This window comes from Pseudonocardia pini (genome assembly GCF_013870575.1).
Classification (GTDB): domain Bacteria; phylum Actinomycetota; class Actinomycetes; order Mycobacteriales; family Pseudonocardiaceae; genus Pseudonocardia; species Pseudonocardia pini.
On the sequence record NZ_JACBXB010000324.1, the window covers coordinates 1 to 5,947 of the forward strand.

The 5,947-nt window shown below is 74.7% G+C and carries 7 protein-coding genes; 2 read left to right on the forward strand and 5 right to left on the reverse strand.

Annotation, left to right across the window (positions count from 1 at the left end):
• On the reverse strand, window positions 1-415 hold a 415-nt coding region (locus H5J29_RS18315; protein ID WP_181782176.1), incomplete at its 3' end, for a DUF1028 domain-containing protein.
• On the reverse strand, window positions 412-1,761 hold the full coding sequence (locus tag H5J29_RS18320; protein ID WP_181782177.1) for a dipeptidase: 1,350 nt from the start codon (window positions 1,759-1,761) through the stop codon (window positions 412-414). The genes H5J29_RS18315 and H5J29_RS18320, both read right to left, overlap by 4 nt.
• Before the next feature lie 8 nt (window positions 1,762-1,769).
• Here H5J29_RS18320 and H5J29_RS18325 point away from each other — a divergent pair, with 8 nt between their 5' ends.
• Complete coding sequence (locus H5J29_RS18325; RefSeq protein ID WP_181782178.1) at window positions 1,770-2,717, forward strand: alpha/beta fold hydrolase; 948 nt, start codon at window positions 1,770-1,772, stop codon at window positions 2,715-2,717.
• Window positions 2,718-2,738: 21 nt separating this feature from the next.
• Here H5J29_RS18325 and H5J29_RS18330 read toward each other — a convergent pair whose 3' ends face one another.
• A complete protein-coding gene (locus tag H5J29_RS18330; RefSeq protein WP_181782179.1) occupies window positions 2,739-3,140 on the reverse strand; it encodes a DUF5997 family protein in 402 nt (133 codons plus the stop codon).
• 33 nt (window positions 3,141-3,173) lie between these two features.
• Between H5J29_RS18330 and H5J29_RS18335 the strand changes: the two genes are divergently transcribed.
• Complete coding sequence (locus H5J29_RS18335; protein WP_181782180.1) at window positions 3,174-3,854, forward strand: LysR family substrate-binding domain-containing protein; 681 nt, start codon at window positions 3,174-3,176, stop codon at window positions 3,852-3,854.
• Between the two features lie 25 nt (window positions 3,855-3,879).
• Here H5J29_RS18335 and lpdA read toward each other — a convergent pair whose 3' ends face one another.
• Together lpdA and H5J29_RS18345 are read right to left on the reverse strand one after the other, a co-directional pair.
• Window positions 3,880-5,247: a dihydrolipoyl dehydrogenase gene (gene lpdA, locus H5J29_RS18340; protein WP_181782181.1), complete on the reverse strand. Its 1,368-nt coding sequence runs from the start codon at window positions 5,245-5,247 to the stop codon at window positions 3,880-3,882.
• Window positions 5,248-5,281: 34 nt separating this feature from the next.
• The coding region (locus H5J29_RS18345; RefSeq protein WP_181782182.1) for a 2-oxo acid dehydrogenase subunit E2 at window positions 5,282-5,947 on the reverse strand (666 nt) is incomplete at its 5' end.

A 5,947-nucleotide genomic window follows, 5' to 3' on the forward strand; every position in this document is an offset into this window, starting at 1 on the left:
TGGCGTCGCGGACGGTGCGGACCATCTCGCGCACCACGTCCGCGCTCGCCAACCCGTTGCCGAGCGCGACACAGCCGTCCCCCGTCGCGCTCCCCGACCACCCGTCCCAGGAGTGCAGCTCCGACCCGGTGTAGGCGGCCACCCGACCCGAGCCGTCGACCAGGCCGACCTGGCGCCTGTCCGCCTCCTGGTCGCGGTCGAGCAGGATCTCGATCGCCCGCTGCGGCGGCGCCCCGCAGCGCAGCAGCGTCAGGCCGACGGACCCGTGCCGCGGGTTCCCGAACGCCTGTGTGGCGACCACTCCCGTCTCCGCCTCCCCGTACGGCACGAGGCCGCGCACACCGGGGAACTTCGACTGGACCGCGACGCCGAGGTCGCCGGTGTCCGGGTCGCGGGCCAGCACCGAGTAGGTCATCGCGTCCCGGACCGGGCGAGGTTCTGCAGGAACAGCGCCTCCGTGAGCGCCATGTCCGCGATCTCCCGGGGCGAGACGCTCTCGTTCGGCGCGTGGATCAGGGACTCCGGCTCCTCCACCCCGATGAGCAGCACCTCGGCCTCCGGGTACGTCGTCGCCAGGACGCTGCAGAGCGGGATGGACCCACCCTGGCCCAGCTCACACATCGGGCGCCCGTAGGCGGTCCGCATCGCCTCGGCCATGGCCGCGTGGGCGGGCCCGTCGGTGTCCGTCCGGAAGGGACGGGCGGTCGAGCCGATCTCGATCCCGACCTTCACGCGCCACGGCGCCACCTCGAGCAGGTGCCGGGCGAGTGCCGCCCCGGCCTGGTCCGGCTCGACCCCGGGGGGAATGCGCAGGTTGAGCCGGGCCCGGACGTGCGGGACGACGGCCGAGGCCGACCCGACGACGGGCGGGCAGTCGATCCCCAGCACCGTCAGCGCCGACCGGGCCCAGACCATGTCGGCGACCGGCGCGTCGCCGAGCAGGGACACGCCCCGCAGCACGCCCGCGTCCCGACGGAACCGCTCCGGAGGGTAGGGCGCACCCGCCCAGGCCTGCGCGTCGGGCAGGTCCCGCACCGTCGTGTTCCCGTGCCGGTCGCGCAGGGTGGCGAGCATCGCGATGAGCGCGGCGAGGGCGTCCGGAGCGGGGCCGCCGACGATGCCGGAGTGCCGGGCGGAGGTGAGCGTCTCCACGGTGACGACGAGGTCGACGAGCCCGCGCAGGCTCGCGGTGACGGCGGGCCTGCCGACCGCCGCGTTCCCCGTGTCGGCCAGGAGGACCACGTCCGCCCGAAGCAGGTCGGGATGCCGCCCGACGAAGGCCTCGAGCCCGCCGGTGCCCTGCTCCTCGGACCCCTCGACGACGAGCTTGAGATCGACCGGGACCTCGTCCCCGAGGGCGCGCAGCGCGGTCAGGTGCATGAGGATGTTCCCCTTGCAGTCGGCCGCACCGCGGCCGTACCAGCGGTCGCCGACCTCCGTCAGTTCGAACGGCGGGGTGTGCCAGGCCGCTTCGTCGAGCGCGGGTTGCACGTCGTAGTGGGCGTAGAGCAGGACCGTCGGTACGCCGGGCACCCCGCACGACCGGGAGCCGACGACCGCGTCGCTGCCGTCGGGGGTGACGGCCGTCCGCACGTCGTCGAACCCGACCCCGGCGAACGCCCGGGACACCCACTCCGCAGCGCGCCTGCACTCCTGCGGCGGGGCCAGGCGCGGGTCCGCGACCGACCGGATCGCCACCAGCTCGGTCAGCTCGTCCTGCACCCGGCCCCTCTGAGCCGCTATGCGGGTTCGCAGGTCCACGGTTCCCGATGGTGCGGCAGCAGCGGCGGGCCGCCCTCACCCTCACCGGGTGGCTCCGCGCGGCCGGGGTGTCGGGGCACGGCCGTCGGAGCCTGGCCACCGACGCCCCCGCCTGCCAGACTCCGACGGTGCCCGACGCGGGCTGGGAGATCCTCCGCGCCGAGGTCCGGGGCAGGCCGGTCTTCGTCCGGCTCGGCCCCGAGGTCCCCGGTTCGGTGCCCCATGTGCACGTCCACGGGTTCGCGGTCTCCGGCGGCTACCTGCTCCCGACCGCCGCGGCGCTCGCCCACCGGGCGACGACCCTGGTCCCCGACCTCCCCGGGTACGGGCACAGCGCGGGCTGGGGTCACGTCCTCGGGATCTCGTCGCTGGCCTGGTCGCTCCTCGACGTCCTCGACGCGCTCGGGCTCGACCGCGTGGTGCTGGTCGGCAACTCGATGGGGGGTCCGGTGTGTCTGGAGGTCGCGCACAGCGCCGCGGACCGCGTGGCGGGCATCGTGCTCGCCTCACCGGCGGGGGGCATGTACAACCAGCCGCTGCCGCGGGCGATCGGCCAGCTCGTGCGCGACGCGGGGCGCGAGGACCCGCGCATGGCCCGCGTCGTGCTGCCCGACTACCTGCGGTTCGGTCCCCTGAACGCCCTGCAGCTCTTCGGCGAGCTCACCCGGTTCCCCTCCCTCGAACGGATCCTCCGGACGTCCGTGCCCACGCTCGCCGTGATCGGCTCCCGTGACCCGCTCATGCCGCCGCTGTGGCGGGTGCGGGAGATCGGCAGGCTCGCACCGCCGCACGTCACGATCGCGGTGATCGAGGGTGCGGCGCACGCGATGAACTTCAGCCACCCTGGCGAGCTCGCCCACGTGATCGGCTGCTGGCTCGACGGCCGCGAGATCACCGACGACCCCGACGAGCCCGGCCGGACCCGGGTCCTGCAGATCCCACGCGACGAGCCGTGAGGATCGCGGTGCGCTCCCCGCTCATCTCCTGACGGGGCCGTCCCGACGCGTCTCGGACCGCGCGGCCCGCAGGCGGGCCTCCTCGCGCTGGGCCTCGGCCCGGGTGGTGCGCTCGCGGCGCAGCCACTCCGGCTGCTCCTCCTTCAACGCCGCGATCTGGGCGGTGGTCAGCGGCTCGGTGATCTCGGCACGGGCCAACCCGGAGATCGACACCCCGAGCCGGTCCGCGACGACCTGGCGCGGGTGCGGGCCGTCGCGGCGCAGCTCGCGCAGCCACTCGGGCGGGTCGGCCTGCAGGGCGTCGAGCTCGTCTCGCGAGACCACCCCGGACCGGAACTCCGCGGGCGTCGCGTCGAGGTGCACGCCGAGCTTCTTCGCCGCCGTCGCGGGCTTCATCGTCTGGGTCGACCTCTGCCGCGTCATCTGCCGAGGATATCGAGCCGTTAGCCTGAGCAGATGACCGAGCCGACCGCAGTCTTCCGGCTCGGCTACGTCCCGGGCGTCACGCCGGACAAGTGGGTGCGGATGTGGGCCGAGCGCCGTCCCCGCGTGCCCCTGGAGCTGGTCGCGGCGGCCACGGACGAGGCGGTGGAGCTGATCCGGACCGGCGCGGTCGACGCCGCCGTGGTCCGGCTGCCGATCGACCGCACCGGACTGCACACGATCCCGCTCTACACCGAGACGACCGTGGCCGTCGTCCCGAAGGACCACGTCGTCACCGCCACCGAGGAGGCCGCGGTCGCCGACCTGGCCGACGAGGTCGTCCTCCGCCCGCAGGACGACACCCTCCCCTGGCCCGGTGACCGACCCGGACGCGCAGCCGCGTACGCCCCCGCGACCACGGAGGAGGCGGTCGAGCTCGTGGCCGCGGGCGTCGGCCTGCTGGTCCTCCCCCAGTCCCTCGCCCGCCTCCACCACCGCCGGGACCTCACCTACCGGCCGCTGACCGACGCGCCGGGGTCGGGCGTCGGGCTCGCCTGGCCGGACGCGGAGAACACCGAGCTCATGGAGGAGTTCATCGGGATCGTCCGCGGTCGCACCGTCAACAGCTCACGCACCCCCCGCCGGGAGAGGCCCGCGGCGCCCGCCCCGTCGAGGAGGAGGAGCTCCGCCCGGCGCGGTACGCGCCGTCGGTGAGTCCGGGCGCGCCGAACCGCGGTGCTCAGCCGTGGGCGTGCAGCGGGCGCCCGGCCAGGGCCAGGGCCGCCTCCCCGAGCGCCTCGTTCTGCGTGGGGTGGGCGTGGACGAACCGCGCGACGTCCTCCGGGAGTGCCTCCCAGCCGACCATCAGCGCCGCCTCCCCCACCTGCTCCCCCATGCGCGTGCCGATCATGTGCACGCCCACGATCGGGCCCGCGGGCTCTCGCACCAGCTTGACGAAGCCGGCGGTGTCCAGGATCTGGCTCCTCCCGTTCCCGGCGAGGTCGTACTCGTAGACCTGCACGTCGCCGTAGGTCTCGCGGGCCTGGGCCTCGGTCAGGCCGACCGAGGCGAGCTCCGGCTCGCAGTACGTCACCCGCGGGATCGACGAGTCGACGACGGGCTCGGGCTGCAGGCCGGCGATCTCCTCGGCGACGAAGACGCCGTGGGCGAACCCGCGGTGCGCCAGCTGGAGACCCGGGACCAGGTCGCCGACGGCGTGGACGCCCTCGACGGTCGTGGCGAGCCGGTCGTCCACGACCACCCACCCCCGGTCCAGCGCGACGCCCTGCTCCTCGTAGCCGAGACCGGCGGTCGCGGGGCCGCGCCCCACGGCGACGAGGACCACGTCGGCGGGCAGCTCGTCGCCACCCTCGAGGGCCACGACCGCCTGGTCGCCCTTGTCCACGACCGACGCCACCCGCGCGCCGGTGCGGAACGCGATGCCGCGCCTGCGGAAGGCCCGCTCCAGGTGCGTGCTCAGCGACGCGTCCTCGAGTGGGACCAGGCTCGGCAGCGCCTCGACGACCGTGACCTCGGCCCCGAAGGAGCGCCAGACCGACGCGAACTCGACGCCGATGACGCTGCCGCCGATCACGACCGCCCGCTTCGGGACCTCGGTCATCGCCAGCGCCTGGTCGCTCGTCAGCACCCGCGGGCCGAGGTCGACGCCGGGCAGGGTCCGGGCGTACGAGCCGGTCGCCAGGACCACGTCGCGCCCGACCAGCTCGCGGTCGCCCGCGGTCACCGTGCGCGGCCCGGTCAGCCGCCCCTCCGCCTCGACGACGGTGATGCCCGCTCCCGAGACGAGACCGCGCAGTCCGTTGTGCAGGCGGCCGACCACCTTGTCCTTGAACGCGTTCACCCCGGCCATGTCGACGCCGTCGAAGGTCGACCGGATGCCGTGTGCCGCGCCGTGGCGTGCGGCGTCGGCGAGCTCCGCGGCGTGCAGCAGCGCCTTCGTGGGCACGCACCCGCGGTGCAGGCAGGTGCCGCCGAGCCGGTCGCGCTCGACGAGCGCCACCGACCGGCCGAGCTGTGCGGCGCGCAGCGCGCAGGCGTACCCGCCGCTGCCACCGCCCAGGATGACGACGTCGAACTCGTGGGGCACGGGCGTTCTCCTCTTCGAGGTGCGGGTGGGTCGGTCAGACGACGAGCCGGAGCGGCTGTTCGACCGCCTCCACGAAGGCGGCCAGCCACTCGGCGGCGAGCGCGCCGTCGATGGCCCGGTGGTCGACCGAGAGCACCAGGTCGATGGTCGTGACGACGGTGACCTCGCCGTCGACGACCCGCACGCTCGGCGTGCCCGCGCCGACGGCGAGGATCGCGGACTGCGGCGGGTTGATGATCGCCGAGAACTGCTCGACCCCGTACATCCCGAGGTTGGACACGGTGATGCTGCCGCCCTCGAGCTCGCGCTGCTGGAGCCTGCCCGCGTTCGCGGCCTCCACCAGCCGCCTGACCTCGCTCGAGATGGAGCTCAGCGACCGGTTCTCCAGCCCGCGCACGACCGGGGTGACCAGGCCGCGCTCGCCCGCGACCGCGACGGAGACGTCCACGCCGTCGAAGCGCCGCAGCGCGTCGTCGGTCCAGACGACGTTCGCCGCGGGCACCGCCCGGTGGGCCACGGCGACCGCCCGGATCAGCAGGTCGTTGACCGAGATCCTCACCGGCGAGTGCGTGTTGAGCTGGGCGCGCAGCGCCAGCAGCTCGTCGACCGCCGCCGATCGCTTGAGGTAGAAGTGCGGGATCTCCTGCTTGCTCCGGGTGAGCCGGGAGGCGATCGCCTTCCGCAGGCGGGAGTGGGGCTC